This window comes from Phaeodactylibacter sp., from assembly GCF_022763345.1.
Classification (GTDB): Bacteria; Bacteroidota; Bacteroidia; order Chitinophagales; family Saprospiraceae; genus Phaeodactylibacter.
On the sequence record NZ_JALEGS010000100.1, the window covers coordinates 39,411 to 57,995 of the forward strand.

Annotated in this window: 9 protein-coding genes; 4 read left to right on the plus strand and 5 right to left on the minus strand. The window is 53.5% G+C overall.

Annotated features, from left to right (window positions below; translation table 11 throughout):
• Nucleotides 1–27: 27 nt before the first annotated feature.
• Nucleotides 28–606: a GNAT family protein gene (locus tag MRY86_RS24660; RefSeq protein WP_293566045.1), complete on the minus strand. Its 579-nt coding sequence runs from the start codon at nucleotides 604–606 to the stop codon at nucleotides 28–30.
• 134 nt (nucleotides 607–740) lie between these two features.
• On the opposite strand from MRY86_RS24660, the gene MRY86_RS24665 reads away from it, so the two are divergent.
• The 4 genes from MRY86_RS24665 to MRY86_RS24680 all read left to right on the plus strand — a co-directional run bounded on the left by MRY86_RS24665 (nucleotide 741) and on the right by MRY86_RS24680 (nucleotide 6,208).
• A complete protein-coding gene (locus MRY86_RS24665) occupies nucleotides 741–2,318 on the plus strand; it encodes a M28 family peptidase (RefSeq protein ID WP_293566043.1) in 1,578 nt (525 codons plus the stop codon).
• Nucleotides 2,319–2,522: 204 nt separating this feature from the next.
• Nucleotides 2,523–3,239, plus strand: coding sequence for a hypothetical protein (locus MRY86_RS24670; RefSeq protein ID WP_293566041.1), 717 nt, complete (start codon nucleotides 2,523–2,525; stop codon nucleotides 3,237–3,239).
• Between the two features lie 58 nt (nucleotides 3,240–3,297).
• Nucleotides 3,298–5,502 (plus strand): amino acid permease, encoded by a 2,205-nt coding sequence (locus tag MRY86_RS24675; RefSeq protein WP_293566039.1) that lies wholly within the window; start codon nucleotides 3,298–3,300, stop codon nucleotides 5,500–5,502.
• A 61-nt stretch (nucleotides 5,503–5,563) separates the two neighbouring features.
• On the plus strand, nucleotides 5,564–6,208 hold the full coding sequence (locus MRY86_RS24680) for a phosphoribosylanthranilate isomerase (RefSeq protein WP_293566037.1): 645 nt from the start codon (nucleotides 5,564–5,566) through the stop codon (nucleotides 6,206–6,208).
• 9 nt (nucleotides 6,209–6,217) lie between these two features.
• Here the strand turns inward: MRY86_RS24680 and clpB are convergent, their stop codons facing one another.
• From clpB to MRY86_RS24700, 4 genes are all read right to left on the minus strand, one after another.
• Entirely contained in the window at nucleotides 6,218–8,821 is a 2,604-nt protein-coding gene (clpB, locus tag MRY86_RS24685; protein ID WP_293566035.1) for an ATP-dependent chaperone ClpB, read from the minus strand.
• An 84-nt stretch (nucleotides 8,822–8,905) separates the two neighbouring features.
• The gene (locus MRY86_RS24690; protein WP_293566033.1) at nucleotides 8,906–10,276 is read right to left on the minus strand and encodes a hypothetical protein; all 1,371 of its coding nucleotides are present in this window, start codon (nucleotides 10,274–10,276) and stop codon (nucleotides 8,906–8,908) included.
• A 116-nt stretch (nucleotides 10,277–10,392) separates the two neighbouring features.
• On the minus strand, nucleotides 10,393–13,065 hold the full coding sequence (locus MRY86_RS24695) for an HYR domain-containing protein (protein ID WP_293566031.1): 2,673 nt from the start codon (nucleotides 13,063–13,065) through the stop codon (nucleotides 10,393–10,395).
• Between the two features lie 588 nt (nucleotides 13,066–13,653).
• Nucleotides 13,654–17,598 (minus strand): HYR domain-containing protein, encoded by a 3,945-nt coding sequence (locus tag MRY86_RS24700; protein WP_293566029.1) that lies wholly within the window; start codon nucleotides 17,596–17,598, stop codon nucleotides 13,654–13,656.
• Between the last annotated feature and the right edge of the window lie 987 nt (nucleotides 17,599–18,585).

The following is an 18,585-nucleotide window of genomic DNA, read 5'->3' on the forward strand; positions in this document are numbered from 1 at the left end:
GGTAATCATTGATAATTGCAACTGTGATTAGATCCCTAAATATTCAGAACGGGTTAACCCGAAGAGCATGGTATCGATCAGCTCGCCACTAAGCTTTCGGAAATCGCCCCGAAGATCACCCTCCCGTCGAAAGCCGCACTTTCGTGCCAGCCGCTGGCTCGCTACATTTTCCATGGCCGTACGCAACAGCAGCTTTTCCAGTACCAATTGCTTGAAAGCGAACGGCTGCACGACCCGCAGCGCCTCGGTCATCAGCCCCTGCCCCATGTATTCCCGATCAATGAAATAGCCGACTTCCCCCTTTGGCGTTTCCCAATCAATGTGGAACAGGCGGACCAGCCCAATCAGTTCGGTGGTTTGGTTGTGCCAAATGCCAAAGCAATAGCCTTTCTGCAGGTGCCAGTCAGCCAGCCTTCGTCGCACGAAAAACTCCGCATGCTCAGGATCGCTGATTTCTTTCAGCGTCCTTGGGAAGGCATCGTACAGCAAGCTGTAATTATCCTCCACCAGTTCATAAAGCGCTGCCCCGTCTCCTTCGCGAAAGCGGCGGACGAGGACATGCTGGCTGAGAAGGGCCGTATCAATATGGAGCAAACGCGCCTGCATAGTGCTGTTTTTCCGAAAGGTACAGCTTTTCAGCCAATGCTCAGGCGGGCTGCTGACCAAAATTCGCAGGAATAGCCCCCTACCATTTATTAACTTAGCGACGATTGTTTGAACATCAAAAATGGAATACTCGTATGAAAAAACTGTTATTTATTTTGTCCGGCCTGCTACTGACCTCTGGCCTATGGGCACAGGAGCCGGTCAATGAAGAACTTGTCACGGCGATCCGCAAGCACGGGCTCGACCAAAGCCAAGCCATGAAGACTGCCCAGCTGATGATGGATGTCTACGGCCCACGCCTGACAGGCTCTCCTATGCTGGAAAAAGCAACCGAATGGGCCATTGGCCAGCTCGAAGAATGGGGCATGGAGAATGTACACACCGAGGAGTGGGGCCCCTTTGGCCGCAGCTGGGAACTGCAGCACTTTGAGATGCATGCCCATACCCCCACCTACTGGTCCGTTATTGGCGTACCCAAAGCCTGGTCGCCTTCTGTCAAAGCCGATGAAGCCGAAGTCATCTACCTGGAGGCCAATACCAAGGAAGAACTAGACGCCTACAAAGGCAAGCTGAAGGGCAAAATTATTTTGGTAGACACCCTCCGTTCAATTGAGGAGTGGTTCGATGCGCCGGCCCGCCGCTACGAAAGCGATGACCTCCTCGACATGGCCAATGCCGATATGCCTACTCCGCGCCCGCGCCGGAACTACAATACGACCGGCGGCTTTTCCTTCAACAAATACCTGTGGGAGACCCTGGCTGAGGAAGATCCGATCGCGGTGCTTGACCGCAGCTACAAAGGTGACCTGGGCACGGTGTTCGTATCGGGTGCGCGCACGGGCGAGTGGGGCAGTTACCGGGAGGAAGGCACCAAGGTCGTCCCTCAGATCACACTGGCCGTGGAACACTACAACCGCATTTTCCGCCTGTTGCAGCAAGGCATACCGGTGAAGCTCAGCCTCGACCTGAAGGCCCGCTATTACAACCCGGACGATGGCATGGAGCGCAATATCATTGCCGAGATCCCCGGCACAGATCTCAAGGACGAAGTGGTTATTTTTGGTGCTCACTTTGACAGCTGGCATGCGGCTACCGGCGCGACCGATAATGGCGCAGGCTCCACGGTTATGATGGAAGCCGCGCGTATCCTGCAGGAGGTCATCAAAGAAACCGGTGTTAAGCCCCGCCGCACCCTGCGCCTGGCACTTTGGACCGGTGAGGAGCAGGGACTGTACGGCAGCCGGGGCTATGTGGGCGAGCACTATGCGGAATTCCCGGAAGGCACCTACAATCCGCAGTCAATTAAGCCGGCTCAGGAGAAAGTGTCTGCTTACTACAATCTTGACAATGGCACCGGCAAAATCCGGGGTGTTTATCTGCAGGGCAATCAGGCTGTCGGCCCGATCTTCCGTTCCTGGCTGGAGCCTTTCAAAGACCTCGAAGCAGGCACCCTCACGCTATCCAATACCGGTGGGACCGACCATCTGGCATTTGATGCGGTAGGCATTCCCGGTTTCCAGTTTATTCAGGACCCCATGGCGTACTTCACCCGCACCCACCACAGCAATATGGACAACCTCGACCACCTGGTGGAAGACGACCTCAAGCAGGCCGCTACAATAATCGCCTCCTTTGTGATGCATACCGCCATGCGCGATGAGCTGCTGCCCCGCAAGCCACTGGACCTGGGCGAGGCGAGAAGCGAAGAATAAGGGCCGCTCAACCTGTTATCCTACTCAGCTAGTAGGTATTTAAACAGAATAATAGTGACTTTTCCCAAGGTAACTTTATCTTTAGGGAAAGGTCACTATTTTATTTAGTGAACTACATTACTGAAGCCGCATGAAGTTACAGCTAACTTGCCTGCCCGGTAATACCCATACTGAAAGCCAATTTCATTCACCAATACTACAACCATGCTGCAACGGAAATTTGACGAAATTGTTAAAGCTGTTTTCCCAAACGCCATAGATGCCAAAGACACTTCCGTCCGGTATATGGGCCGGATGCAAGACGAATATGGGCTGGATGTATCCAAGGTCCTGATGGCTACTTCGCTTTGTTCGGATGACATCAACGTGCCCTCCACCACCTTCTTCAATGTCCTGTTTGGCCCTTTCATCATGGGCGGGCTGGGGGGCATTCCCTTTGCCGGGCAAACCGGCATGACCGCCTTCGCCCACCATATTCCTGACGAGGGCTCTGCCTTTATTTTCTACGGGCCGCACATCGGGGTTACCCTGGAAGGCGAAACCGGCAAAATGTACCGGCCTCGGCAAGACCACCCGGGAAACTCCTGCGGTGCGCTCATGCTGGCTCTGGACCGCTTCCGGAAGGACGACAACTACAGCCCTCAGGTGCACGACGATGACTATCAGCAAATGACGCTGGAGAAGAGCCTTCTGCCCTACCGGGAGGAAATCCTGGCGGCTGACAATCAGGAAGTGGCTATTACCGAAGCCACCTATAAAATTATTGACCAGAAGATCCATCAGTACATCAATGATACCAGGAAGGAGTTCCATGGTGATCACGTTGCGCTGCTGGGCGGTATCATCATCAATACCGACTACGGGCTTGATGACTATTTTGCGGTTCGAAATTTCGAGGTCATAAACCTGAAAGAATTGTAGGCAAAAGCCGTAATAGTGTTGTTCTTTGGATTGAGCAGTACCCAAAACCAACTGCACTATGGCGAACAGTTTGCGCGACATCTTTCACAAGAAACTCATCCCGGTCACCTTTGAGCGGACGGTGGGCCTGTTTGGAGCGACCACGATCGGTGTGGGCGCACTGATGGGCGCCGGTGTTTATGTGCTCATTGGCCTGGCAGCGGGCGTAGCGGGCCCTTCGGTCTGGATATCCTATATCCTTTGCGGAGGGCTTGCTTTTTTGACGACGCTACTTTTTGCAGAGATGGCGAAGCTCGTGCCCATCTCGGGAGGCGGATATGCCTATGCCTATCAGTCCCTGGGTAGTCTGGGCGGCTTCGTGACGGGCTGGTTCCTTGCCCTCGGCAGCATCTTTGCCTGCGGGCTATATGCCATTGGTTTTGCAGAATACTTCACGGCGATATTGGGTTATGAAGTACCCGCTTTTGGCGTAAAAGCTACGGCAGGAGGATTGGTCCTGCTCTCTTCTTACCTCAATGCCAAAGGTACAGAAGGGGCTGACCGCATTCAAAACCTGCTGACCTGGGGCAATCTGGCGATCCTGATCGTTTTACTCCTGGGATCCGCCCTGTTCCTGCAGCCCGAGCTGGCTGTTCCGACCTTCCAAACCGGCTATAGCGGCACCTTTAGCGCCATAGGCATCATCTACATTTCCTTTTTCGGTTATCAGTTGATCGCCAATAATGCGGATGAAATCCGGGAGCCTACCGTGACCATCCCCAAGGCGATGAAGCTTTCCATGGGGATCGCTTTTGTTTTTTATCTCTTGGTGGCAGTCGTCAGCATCATGGTAGTGCCCTGGCAGGATTTAGCGAAAAGCAGTGCCCCTCTGGCAGATGTAGCTACCGCTGTTTTTGGAGGCTTTGGGTGGCTGCTGATTTCGCTGGGTGGTATTTTGGCGGCGGCTGGAGCGCTCAACAGCACCCTGTTATCACAAGGCAGGCAGATTTACGCGATGGGACGCGACCGGTTTGTGCCGGACCTGCTGGGCAAAGTGCACGAGGGGGCGAAGACGCCAAGAGCAGCGATTTTGGCCGGAGGTATCCTGATTCTTGTTTTTTTGCTGCTCTTTGACCTGGCTTTCATCGCCAAGGCGGCCAACTTCTGCCTGCTCGTTTCCCTGTTACCGGTATCGCTGGCCTTACGGCAAATTTACCGTACGCAGCCGGAGCGGCGCCCCAAAGCCCTGTGGAAACGCATTCTGCCGGAACTCACCTTTGTCGCCAATCTGGGCCTACTGTTTACGCTCGACTGGCTGTCTCTGTTCTTTGGGCTGCAGCTTACCCTGATTGGTGCGGGGGTGTATTTTTTCTATGCGCGCAAGCGGGTCTTCCGGCAGGAGACCGGCTTTCAGTTAACGCTGGCGGATGAAGGGCAGCGGATTCAACTGCGCAGTACCGAGCGGATTCTCATGCCGGTGGCGAACCCCAATACCCAGCAAAGTATTTTTGAGCTATGCCATGCCTTACTAGCCACTAAAGGTGGGGAAATTGTAGCCCTGCATGTGGTAAATACGCCGGAGCAGGTCGACTTCCGCACGGCGCTTTCCGAATCTGATCAGTCGCTGGAACTACTGGAACGCACTGCGCTCTGGCCTACTGCGAAAGGCGTGAAAGTCAAACCGGTCATCCGCGCTTCCCACAAGCTGGGGATGGGCATCGTGCATGCCGCCGAAGAGGAAAACTGCGATATTACCGTCATGGGCTACGCGGGCAAGTCTGCCAAACCTGCTACGCTCAATCTACTGGAACAAGTACTCAACAAAGCACCCACGGACTTTATTTTCTTCCGCTTGCAGGGTTCGGGAACTGCCTTCCAGCCCAAGCGCATCGCGGTCTCCCTGGGCAGTCGCCTGAACCTCAACCTGATGGTGCGCCTGGCCGGAGCATTGGCGACACAGTTTGGCGGGACGGTCACTTTTCTCAATATCCTGCCAAAGGACTTTACCGCTGCGCAGCAGGCGGAGTCTGGCAAAATTTTCATAGAAGCCATTCAGCGGCACTCGGCACGGGCGCTGTACAACACACAGGTACTGGCTTCTGACAACCCCATTGATACGCTGGTGGAAAAGTCGGGCGAATTTGACCTCCTCATTGTAGGCACCACCAAAGTGGGCTTCCTGCAACGTATGGTCGTAGGCAATTTCACGACCCAACTGACCGAGCGGGCACACTGCAGCGTCGCAATAGTGCGGGTGAAGCCGATTGCAAGGCGGGTTTTGTAAGCAACAGCCGTTTTCATCAGACTGTACCAAACGATTTTTACAATCCGGCAAAAGACAATACATGCCAAAGATCAAAATTTGCTGTATCAGCAGCATTGAAGAAGCTCAACTCGCCATACGGTACGGAGCGGACGCGCTCGGGCTCGTAGGCCCTATGCCGAGCGGTCCGGGCACACTAACGGACGATGCCATCGCGCAGATTGTACCTGCCATACCGCCACCGGTTGCCAGCTTTTTGCTTACCAGCGAGACTGAAGCGGACGCGATCATCGCCCACCACCAAAAAGTCCATACCACCACCCTGCAGTTAGTAGACGCCCTGTCAGAAGGCACCTACACGGATATCCGGGCGGCACTGCCGGCTGTCAAGCTCGTTCAGGTTATTCACGTTCTTGATGAGCGCTCTGTCGAGGAAGCCGTCCGGTTATCGGAATCGGTGGATGCACTGCTGCTCGACAGCGGCAATCCCAACCTCAAAATCAAGGAACTTGGTGGCACCGGGCGTACGCACGACTGGTCACTTAGCCGCCGGATTGTGGAACAAGCCCGGGCTCCGGTTTTTCTCGCCGGCGGCCTGAATGCTCAAAACGTCCGGCAGGCCATTGAGGCCGTACAGCCATTTGGCATTGACCTGTGCACCGGAGTCCGCACCGATGGCCAGCTTGACGAGGCGAAGTTGGCGGCTTTTTTCCGTGCAGTTGCCTGACAGACGTACCTATTTCTTTTCGAACGTCAGTTCGTCATCCTTTTCAGCTACCACGATGGTGTCACCCGCAACAAAAGTGCCCGCCAGTACATGCTTGGACAGCTCATTGACCACCTCTTTTTGAAGGACCCGCTTCATGGGCCGGGCACCAAACTGCGGGTCGTAGCCCATTTCAGCCAGCAGGTCTTCGGCAGCCGGTGTCAGTTCGATGGACATACCCTGGTCGCCAAGCATTTTTTTCACCTTTCGTAGTAGCAAGTGGAGAATCTGCTTGATTTCCTCCCGGGTTAACGGCAGGAACATGATGCGCTCATCAATGCGGTTCAGAAATTCCGGGCGCAGCTCTTCTTCCAGCAAGTCGAAGACCTCATCTTTGGTAGCATCCAGCACTTCCGGCTGTTTGTCTTCCGGCAATTCGATCAGATCCTCAAAATTTTCAAGGATAACCTCCGCCCCCATATTGGAGGTCATAATGATGAGGGTATTCCGGAAATTGGCTACCCGCCCCTTATTGTCGGTCAGGCGGCCATCATCCAGCACTTGCAGGAGGACATTAAAGGTATCCGGGTGTGCTTTCTCGATCTCATCCAGCAGGACGATGGAATAGGGTCGGCGGCGCACCGCTTCAGTCAGTTGCCCGCCTTCATCGTAGCCCACGTAGCCCGGAGGCGCACCCACGAGGCGGGAAACCGCATGCCGCTCCTGATACTCGCTCATATCGATGCGGGTAATGGCTTTTTCGTCATTAAAAAGGACTTCCGCAAGGGCTTTGGCCAGTTCAGTTTTGCCCACGCCGGTAGGCCCGAGGAAGATAAAGGAGCCAATGGGACGGTCCACGTCCTGCAACCCTGCCCGGCTGCGGCGCACGGCATCGGCCACGGCGCGTACGGCTTCATCCTGACCGATCAGGCGCTTGTGCAACTCGTCCTCCAGGCGCAGGAGCTTGTCCTTTTCACTTTGCAGCATTTTGGTCACCGGAATGCCCGTCCAGCGGGAAACGATCTCGGCAATATCATCGCCGGAAACTTCGTCGTTGGTGAAGCGCTTTTCTTCAGAAAGCTCGCCCAGTTTTTCCTCGGCCGCTTTGAGCATGGCTTCCTGTTCCTGCATCTGGCCATAGCGGATTTTGGCCACCAGCTCGAAATCACTGTTGCGTTCGGCTTTGGCGGCCTCAGTTTCCAGTTCCTCCAGGCGCTTTTTGATGCCCTGAATGGTGTCCACGATTTCCTTTTCGTTCTTCCAGGTGGCGCGGATGCCGTCCCGCTTTTCCCGGGCGTTGGCAATCTGCTCATTGATGGCTTCCACCTTACGGTCGTTGCCTTCCCGCTTTAGGGCTTCCCGCTCAATTTCCAGCTGACGTACCCGGCGGTCCCACTCGTCTATTTCTTCCGGTACGGAGTCCAGCTCGAGCCTTAGTTTAGCAGCTGCCTCGTCAATCAGATCAATAGCCTTGTCCGGTAGGTGGCGGTCGGCGATGTACCGGTGGGACAACTCCGCAGCAGCGATGAGCGCACTGTCCAGTATCTCGATTTTGTGATAGACCTCATACCTTTCCTGTAGCCCGCGAAGGATGGAGATGGTATCCTCCACACTGGGCTCTTCGATCAAGACAGTTTGAAAGCGGCGCACCAGGGCTTTGTCTTTCTCAAAGTACTTTTGGTATTCGTCCAAAGTAGTTGCTCCGATGGTGCGCAGCTCGCCCCGCGCCAGGGCCGGCTTCAGTATGTTGGCTGCATCCATAGCGCCATTGCCCCCGCCTGCTCCGATAAGGGTATGGATTTCATCTACAAACAGGATGACTTCGCCATTGGAGTCCGCGACTTCCTTGATCACGGCTTTCAGGCGTTCTTCGAATTCCCCCTTGTATTTCGCACCGGCAATCAGGGCAGCGATATCGAGGGTGAGGATTTTCTTCTCGCGAAGGTTTTCGGGCACATCGCCTTGTACGATCCGCCAGGCAATGCCTTCCACGATGGCGGTTTTCCCTACGCCCGCTTCGCCGATCAGGATAGGGTTGTTTTTCTTACGGCGGCTCAGGATATGGAGCACGCGGCGGATTTCCTCATCGCGGCCGATGATGGGGTCAAGCTTGCCGGATTCTGCCCGCTCGTTGAGGTTGATGGCGAATTTCTTTAGAGAATTGTAGCCGCTTTCTGCGCTTTGGTCAGTGACTTTACGCCCCTTGCGCAGCTCTTCGATGGCGGCGCTAAAGGCTTCCTCCGTAGCGCCCTCGGCCTGTAGTAATTTGCCCGTTTCATCGTCCCCAAGGGCAATACCCATCAGCATGAGCTCAATAGAAATATACTCGTCACCAAAGTCAGGCAAGAGTTTTTTTGCCCGGCTAAGGGCTTTATTTGCAGGCTTAGTCAGGAATTGCTTTTCGGTGCCTTTCACCTTCGGGGTGGCCACAATGGCTTTTTCCACCCCCTTGCGCAGGGCGGTCATACTCACACCGCATTTGCTGAAAAGGAAAGTGGCCACGTCTTCTTCTATTTCCAGAATACCCCGGACGAGGTGGGCGGTGCCGACCTGTTGCTGGTCTAAACTCCCGGCGATTTGCTGGGCTTTCTGAATGGCTTCCTGGGATTTGGTCGTGAAATTATCGTAGGTCATTTAAGCCTTTTTGATTTTGAGGGTAAAAAATACAGAAATTCAAAGATGGGCAATTTTGATCGACCAGTTTCCAAAGAATTCGGATTATTCAGGCAGATAAGTGAGGGTGCCACAGGTCTCTCCGCCCGAGGGCTCAAAAGCCCAGGACTTCAAGCTGCGGACCACTTGTGCTACCCATTTTTGGTCAAAAGCGCCCTGCTGAACCGGCATTACTTTCACTACTTCACCGGAGGCGGCAACGCAGACTTCAAATACCACAGGTGCGGCAGGCCTTTCAGGCAGTGCATTAGACCGGAGGAGCTTCCGGCTGCTCAGGCCAGCAGACCATCTCACACCCACTGGTAAAGAAACGGGTGGCACAGTGGGTTCCACCACTTTGCCCGGTACTTCATCCGCCGGATACTGTTCTTCTGTAGCGCTTTTTTCGCCGTTGGAGAGCAAATACAGGCCGCCGAAGCCAACTATCAGCACGACACTTGCCGCGATGGAGAGCCGGCGGGCCAGGTTTCGACTTGTAGCCTTTGGAGCGGCTGGTTGTGGCTGCTGCTGTTGTTGCACTGTACTCCGTTTGGGATTGATGGTTCTTGAAGGCCGGGTTACCTGCTCCTCCTTTGCAGCCGGAGAGAGCGGGTCGGTACTCCGGGGTGCAGCGGGTGCTCCGGGAAATGCACCGCCGCCTGTCATTGTGGGGCTGGGCGGATGTATACCGGGCGCAGATAAGGCGACTCCTGCGGCACGAAATGTAGCGGGCTCTGTTGCTTCAGATTCTGTTACGATCTGCACCCGTTCTTCCCAAGTAATATTGCGGCGTTCGCGGGCGCCCATTACTTCTTCGATGACGGTCAGTTTAAGTAGCAGCCGAAAGGTCCCTTCCCGTATGGGCTCCACATAAAACTTCCACTCTGTATAGGCTCCCACCTCCAGAAACTGCCGCTCATCGTGATAGGTGCGGATATGGAATGCCGGTTGGCTGTTGGCATCGATCAACTCCGCTTCCATAACTTCTGAAACGGTTACTTCTTTAACCTCTACGGCTTCTGTCAGCTCCAGATTATCCGCGATGACGGCGCGGTCGTAGGCCAGGCGAATGACGCAGACTTCCTCCCTGCCCACTTCCATTTGCCGGGGAATTTTGTGCAGCAGCACGCCTCTTCCTTTAGGCTTTAGCCCGGATGCAGCAGCATTAAAATCTGCAATTTCCAACCCGTCAATCCATTCCAGCAGGTGCAAACGGATGCGGTTGTAATCCAGCTGAAGGTCTTCATTGGATTTTACGCCCATGACTTTGGCCCGGTTGGCTTCATTGAGCTGAGCTTTCAGCAAAAGCAACTCGTCTGCCTTTGTGCTACCCGCTGGCAACCGCTCTTCGATTGAGTCAAACGCTCTACCCAGGCTTTCACTCAGCAAGTGGCGCCAGGTTCGTTTCCATTCCAAGAGTTGTGCTTCCGTAGTCATCCTCCAAATATACATTTTTTTGGCAGCTCAATAGCGTGGGATCAGGTACGAAAAAGAGGGCAAAACCACGCGGTCCAGCCCTCTGTATTACACTTAAACAATAAAACGAATTCTTGCTATGGCATTCGGACCAAACGCCCTTGATGCTGCAGGCTTTCTGAAGACAACCGATAAAAGTAGGTGCCTGGAGTCTGTAGTTGATGAGCGGGCAAGTTCCATTGGTTGACGCCTTTAAAGCCCGGCCGGGATTGTGTCAGTACGACTTGACCTTTGGTATTCCAGATTTGAAGTTTGACCTCTTCTGGAGCGGGCAGTGCATACTGCAGTAATAATGTTTCCCGGAAGGGGTTAGGCTGCACCTTAACCTGTGTGTCGAAAACGGGTGCTCCAAAACCCAAGGCAAGCCTGTAGTCTTCCGCATTTTTCATGGCGCGGCTTTGGGCAGACAACGATAAAGCCTGGCTTACCCGGACCGTTTGCTTTGCCCTGACGATCAGGGTAAAGACCGGCTGTCCTTGCCCGGCATCTCCCAACCAGCTCAGTGTGGTGGAACCATCGGGAGCAGCGTGGCGGAATACGGCCTCAACGGAAGCCGCTTCCACCCCAATCACTTCCAAATCCGGATGTGAAAGCTGCAACAGCCCTCCGGTCAGATGCGTACCGATGGAAACTGGCAGTTGATATGTCTGACCCGGCTGAAGCGCCACATCTGGAATGTCGACATCAGCAACTTTAAGGCTCCGGTTCTCCAGGGATTGGAAAGTGGAGGACGTATCCTCCATCGCGCTGCCATTCACATCCCCCAGCTTGATGCCGACGAAATGGCCATTCATAAAGTCTGCCCCAAGGGTATCGATTAGGATGGCTTCGGGATAGCCCACCGTTACCAAAGTATCATTGGGGAAAACAAAGGACTCCGGGATGAACCGCCACCCCAAGCCTTCAGCCAGATCGGGCTGAACACCCAAAAGGATGAAGTGGAGCATCATAATATCGTCGGAATCCAGGGTTCCGGACTGGTCCACATCTGCGGCAGCCAGTTGGTAAGGGCTGGTAATGGTATCTACGCCCATCAGGTGACGGGCCAGGGTCAACAAATCGCCGGTAGTGATGCCCGCTCTTGGGTCATCCGATTTTTGAGCCGTAATTTCATAACTGCCGCCCATGGGCATTTCGCCAAACAGGTAATCGCCCAGGGTATCCGTCATTGCCATATCCAGGTCATTCAGCCGCACTTCGGTATCCGGGATTTTGTCGCCCTGGAAATCGTAAACATGTCCGGCGATTGCGGCCATTGGATTAGCAGAGGTAGTATCGGGATCGCAAACGCCAGCGTTGTCCTGTACCACGGCGCTCGTCAGGCAATAGCCCCAGTTCCCCGCTTTGTCGCCCACCCAAAGCGCAATCACATTCATGCCGAGGTTGTCGCAGGTAAAGGTAAGGGCATCGGTTGCCGGTGGTGTGGTTTGCCCCGGGCCCGGCTCGAAGCCCAGGCGCAGTTCAAGGTTTTCATAATCGGTGCAATTGTCATAGCTGCTACCTATTTCAATGGCGGATGCAGAAAGGTCATTCATCCCGCCCTGCATCAGGGCTATGGACACCCCTTCGAGGCAGACCGGAGTGGGCGCGGTGCCGTCCTCTACGGTAACAGTGATTTCGCAACTGCTGGTGTTGTTGCAACCGTCCTTCAGTACGTACTTCATTTCATAAGTGCCAACTGGCACGCCGGAATACTGGAAGCCACTGCCAAGGTCACCAAATGCACTCACCTCCACGCCGGGCAGGCAATCCTGAATATCTGTTGGCTGGGGTAATGTAAAGCTGGCTGTGCAGCTGGTAAAGGAAGTTGGCACAAGCAGATCGTCCGGGCAAGTGAAAACCGGTGGAATCGTATCCTGGATTTTCAGGATTTGCGTTTCACTCCAAATCCCGATGCTGCCGCCGTATTCGTAGGTACACCAATCGATTACCCGCCATTCGCGGAGGATTTTGACACAGGATTCGGAAGCGGCGGTAAAGACCCAGTCCTCATAATTGGTGGCGATCAGCTCGCAATCTTCGTACAGAACTTCCGGACGGTCAAAAGGCGCGGGAAGGTTTTCAGGTGCCAGGTCGTCTACAGTGGTACAATCATAGGTGACGTAATCCGGTGGGAAGTGGACCTCAATGGGGGTATTATCGTAGAGGTGAATCGTCTGTGTACAAGTGCTGGTATTGCCGTAGTTGTCTGTAGCCGTCCAGGTACGGACGATCTGACCGGAACCACAGGAATTCGTGCTTTCCTGGTCATTGAACACCAGGTTGGCAACACCGCAATTGTCATAGGCATTAGGCGTCCCGACGTAATCCCAATCCGCCGACTGATGGCAGGCTACAGATTGTGTAGGCGGGCAATGCAGGCTTGGGGACAGTTTGTCTTCAACGGTTACAGCGGACCAACAGCTGTTGGTATTGCCAGCGCAGTCGATGGCCAGCAATTCCACCATGACGGTTTGACCGATATCGGCACAATCAAAAGTAACGAAGGGGCCGAAAGCTGCATAACTCTGCCCCATACGCCTGACCTTCACACCGGCAAAGCAAACGTTATCGTTGCTGCCTTCGTCAAAAGTGCCGGCAAACACAATGGCTTCTCCATTACCCGTCAGGGAGACATTGACCTGATCGTCGCAAACTGCACTCGGCGCAATCGGGTCATCGGATAAATTGGTATCAGGTAGTGCAAAAGTGGAGTGCCCCCAGAAAAGAAGTGCGCACAAAAAAAACAGGGTTCGGTTTTTAAGTTTCATATGGGTTTATGATTGTGTACAGGTAAATCAAGCAGTCCCAGGCAGCCATCCAATAGCAGCATGGTGGTGGGGGGGAGGAAACCTACGTATTGTCAGCAACCGCGGGGCGGTTCTAAGTTAAATTGAATCGTAAGGAGAGGGCATTAAAGCCCGGGTAGACGACCTCTGTAGACGCTGGAAAACAGCGTTTGTGCAAGTTTGAGGCGATTTTCTCAGGGTATGATTGAGTAGAAAAGAGGAAGACGGCAGCGAACTGCCATCTTCCTTGTTTTTGGCTTGGTTAAGCTGTAACCTAGCCTCTCAAAGCTCGTGGAGAAATTGAATACTGCGGGGGGAACTGCATTCATCGTTTCTCCGAAATAAACAGAAAATACGGGGGGATGAATTTTCGATCACAATATATGAATTAATGCTAAGCCTTGCAAAAAAAATTGCCCCCGCTGGGAAAACGGGGGCGAATTGGGAACATTTTGGGGATGTGTGTCAAACGTATTCGGCTTAAACGCCCGTTTGTGCATCCGTTTTTGTGTACTGAGCAGTTGGGAAGCCTCCCGTACAACGGTTGCACAAAGGGCGTTTTACCGGAGTTTAATTCATCAGGATCATTTTCTTGGTAGCGGCATAGTCTGCCGTTTGCAACTGGTAGTACAGTAAGCCTGAGGCCCCTAGTTCACTACCTCTGATGATGAGCTCGTGAGCCCCGGCATCGTAATAGCCTTCCTGATGGAAGAGTACCTTGCCGGCCATGTCGTACACCGTCACTTTTGCTTCACCAGCAATCGGCAACCTGAAGCCAATCACCGTTTTGGTGCTGAAGGGGTTAGGGCGGTTTTGGTACAATTCATAGCCTTCCACGCGGACACTGCCTGAGGAGGAAATGGCTTCACCAAAGTTGAGCCCCACCTCCATGATATTGCCTTCCATATCGTAAGCCTCCTTTGAAGTCGGCACGCTCGTGAAGCTGACCAGTTCCTCCAGCGACTCAATGGGCTGCCGGGCGCGGAAGGTAATCGCGAAGAGTTCGGACTGCCCTTCTCCCGGCAGGGTACTGGTTTGGTTCCAGCTTGTGGTGATCCAGCCGTCATTTGTTTTCTGTAGATTGAAATTGGACCCCGACATGCCCGGAACGGGGCCGGCAACAAGCTCCATATACTCCAGAGCCTCGGTATTAAACCGCAGGGTAAACTGATAGCCCAGCACGGCATGCAGCCCCGTAGTGGTGAATGGGATGGTAAATTCCTGCCCTTCGTTGACACTCACGTCCGGCACATGGATCATCATGCTGCCTTCAGGGTCCCGTTCTTCAATCCCGCTAAGGTCATTGGTTGCAGCCGAAAGGTCTACATCGCCTACCTTAATGGCTACGAAGTTGGCATCCATATGGTCTTGGTCAAAACCATTGATGTTAACTACTTCAGGAATCGGTGTGGCGAAGGGGTTGTTCGGGTTCAGGAAGATGTGGTTGGCATCCACAAACCTCCAGGAGGTATTGCCGTTGGGCAATTCGCTTTCCAGCCCCAGGATCATTTTGCGCAGGGCGATGATATCCAGCGTGGAAATGGAACCGGAACGGTTGACATCCGCGGCGATCATTTTGTAAGGTGTATTCAAAGGCTGCACTCCGAGGATATGACGACTGATAAACATCAGGTCCAGAGTAGAAACGCCATTAAGAGGGTCAGCATTCCGCTCGGGGCGGACCGTGTAGCTACCGCCAAAGGGCACGCCCAGCAGCTCGAAGAAACCGTCGTTGGTGGTGTAGGCCATCATGGGGTCATTGCTCATGACTTCGACCATGACGCCCTCTACGTACTGACCGGATTCCGTAGTGACTTCCCCTGCAATCATACCGCCGGCGGCCTGTGGGCATACACCGTTGTTGTCCTGTACGGCAATGACGGTTAGGCAATGCGCGCTGTTGCCGGAAGCATCCTCTGCCCAGAATTCAATCATTTGATTACCCACATCTTCACAGGTGAAAGTCAGCTGTGGTGTGGTAGGCTGCCCGGTCCCTGCACGGCGGATGGTAAGGTCAATTTCACTGGCAGGAGTACAGTTATCTACGGTACTGCCGTCAAAAGCCTCGGCATTGATCATAGCCATCGGCTCTCCATTCATCATGGACAGATTGATAGACAGGCCAACGATACAGACGGGCTGTGGGGCGGTCTGATCCTCCACCGTTACTTCCACGGAGCAGGTCGATACATTGCCACAACGGTCGTTGGCGTAGAAATTCACAACAGTAGTGCCCTCCGGGTAAATGCCGCTGCCGTTGGCGCCACCCACATCGGCGTAAGGGGAGTCATTGGTAATGAGAATATTGGTACTGCAGTCATCTGCGGTCACATCTGGCAGCACCACCGGACCCTGCCCGCACATGGAGCCCATCGCGACGGTCACATCATCCGGGCAAACCATAACCGGAGGATTGGGGTCTTCCACTTTGATGACTTGTACGTCAGAGAAGCGCCCGCCAGCTGATGGGTTTTCCGGATCGTACTGACACCAATCCAGTACTACCCACTCCCTAAGGATTTTGTAGCAGGCTGGAAAAGATACATCGTAGAACTCATCGGTATGGTTGATCCCAATCATTGAGCATCCGGGGTCCATAACGACGGGCTCATCAAAACCGGGCGGCAGGTCATCCGGATCCGTAGGCGCTCCGCAAATGGTGATGGTGTAATCATCCGGGAAATCGATAAGGCCCAGACTGAGTGGATTTTGATTCACCACTTGTATGGTCTGAATACAGCCTCCGATGTTGCCGGAGGGGTCCACTGCTGAGAAAGTCCGAGTGATTGTCCCTTCTCCACAACCATCTACATCAACCGTTTCTTCCAGGGCCGTTTCGGCAGAACAATTGTCCATGACCGTGGCATTCCCGAAGATACTCAGGTCGCTGTAGTCATCAGTACAGTTTATCGTCTGATTTTGCGGGCAGACGACCACCGGGGCAATCTTATCCTGCACTTCCACATTGACCATGCACTCTGTGAAATGGCCAAAGAGGTCACCGCCGGGAAGCTCCCGGGTGGGCTCAACAGGGCCAATACCCGGGTCAATTTCGTAAACCCGCATAATGACTCTGATATCTGTGGAGTCAATCTCCTCACAACAGAAGCTGACATTATCATCAAACCATTCCTGATAGCCTGGAATGTTCGAATCATCGCCATTGAGCCCGTTACAGCTTCCGGTCGTCATACGCCGGGCTTTGAAGAAAAGCTGCTGCGCACAGTTATCATTACTGCCATCGTTGAAGGTAGCGGCAAATACCGTCCCCTGTCCGTTATTGGACACGCTGACAACGGTGGTTTCTTCACATACCGCTGTGGGCGGCTCCTGGTCTACCACATTTAGGGTAGTGGTACAACTCTGGGAGTTGCCACAAAAATCAATAGAGGAGTACTGAATCGTGTGGGTACCTACCGGTACAAAATTATGCGGCCCCACGCCTACTGCTCCGAAAGAAGTGCTGACAAAGAAGGTGGCATTGGGGTCACAGTTATCCACTACCGTAGGGGGCGGGAGGGTAACCGTCGCCCAGCAAGCGCCTGTATTGGTAGATACGGTTATAGGCCCGGGACAGGTAATGTCCGGCGCCACGGTATCCACCACTGTAATCAGCTGCAGATCGGTGGCCATAGTGCCTGAGCAGGACTCAGTCACTGTCCAGGTACGTTGTATCTGGTATTCGATATTCCCGCAAAGGTTGAGCGTATCGTCATTGAAGGTCACATTGAGATCACATTCATTGGTATTCTCAATAATGATCCCAAATAGTTCCGGTTGACCGGTCATATTCAGGGTTGGGTCCCCCACCTCGCAACTGAGCAGAGTATCCAGCGGAAATTCAATATCCGTGTTAAGGTCTGGCCGTTCCAGCAGAATGAACTGGGAGCAGGAGGAAGTGTTGCCTTGTTCGTCGGCAGCGCTCCAGACCCGTTCCAGTATCGCTTTATTGTCGTTGGCACAGGTAAAGTTGGTAAAGTTGTCGAAGTAGGACAGGGAAATATCGTCTGAGCAGTTATCGCTCACGGCAGGTGCACCGAGGACCACTGCCGAAGTATCCGCAATACAACTAATGGTATCGTTTACACAGCTGATTACCGGAGGGCTGATATCCACTGCCCGGATGAAGCTGTTGCAGAAAATCCCAGTCGTGACATCCGTTACTGTCACTGAAAGTACCTGCCCTTCGTAGGGAGCCGGGTCAAAGAGGACCAGGTTGGTATCGGACACGATAATGCTGTTCATCGTATCCCGGACGGTGAGGATTTTACCTCCGGGGCAAATGATCGGAACTTCGAGCACATCCTCAGGGATCAGCTCGACATTACAGTCGCCATTAACCGGGATATTTAGAGGGAAGTTGGGATTACCTCCGTTGCAGGCCAGGTCGCACTGAGCGTACAAAGCCGGACCTGCAAATAAGGTAAAGACGAAAATACTGATGGTTTGCAGTATTCGGGCGAATGTAGCGCGCGTCCAACCCGAATGTTTGTTGCTTTTTAATAAGTGTTTCATTTTTGATGTAGTTTATGAGTGATTCTGAAATACCTTGTTATTGGGCATAGCGCTCCCAGGCTGCTTTATGGCAGCTTATGCCGCTGACTGTCTATTATGGATCTCCGGCTCATGCCGGGCACGAAAGAAGACGGCTTGATTTTGGAGGGCCCGGCTGGCACGATAGCCTAGCCAACGAAGCCCTCAGCTTATAGAGGATGAGGCCGGTTACGAATGGATACAGTAAGCCCAAACGCTTTTGCCCTGCCATGCTTTCCAGAAGTGGAATTCAGAGGTAACCTAGCCCTGCTAGAGGTTACGTGCAGAAGCTACGCTACATGCGCCATTCCTTCTTCACCCTTTTACAGAGAAGCCTGCCCAACTGAAGTTACACCTCTCCAAAGCCCGTCTTGTCTTCTTTTCAATGTGCCATATTATGCTGATTTGTGGTAAAAGTGGCCGGCCCCATGCAGAGCCGGCATCACCAATAACCGTATTGATAGATCGTTTTGTATACTTCTCCGGTTGTCTTACCAACTTGGAAAACCGCATACGGGTCCGGCCGTATTCAAGCCCAGACTATATCCGTTTCCCCACAGGATGGATGCTCACACCAAAATACTTCTCAAAACAGTTCAACTGGTGCTTGCTCTAAACCCTTTTCGGGCAAAAGCCACTACAGCCCAAATGTGGGCAAACCGATCCAATTGGATCTACTCCCATCTGTTTCTACAGATTCGTATGGAGGTAGCCCACTACTGACCATCCGTATTGACTTTCCTTTTCATACCATCTCAATTTATTCAGGTACCCGCTACGCCTGATCGTGTGGGGTGCCTATTTCAAGGTGCCGGGGGGCTGACACCTTTCTTGAATTCCTTAAAAGGCAGCCAAACCTTACTTGCAGGCAGACCGTGCCTTACTACCTTCGGATAAAAGGACCCGACAGTATCATGCCAGAGTCACCATAGGTACCAATCGCAGACTGGCAGTTATTCGCAGCCATTT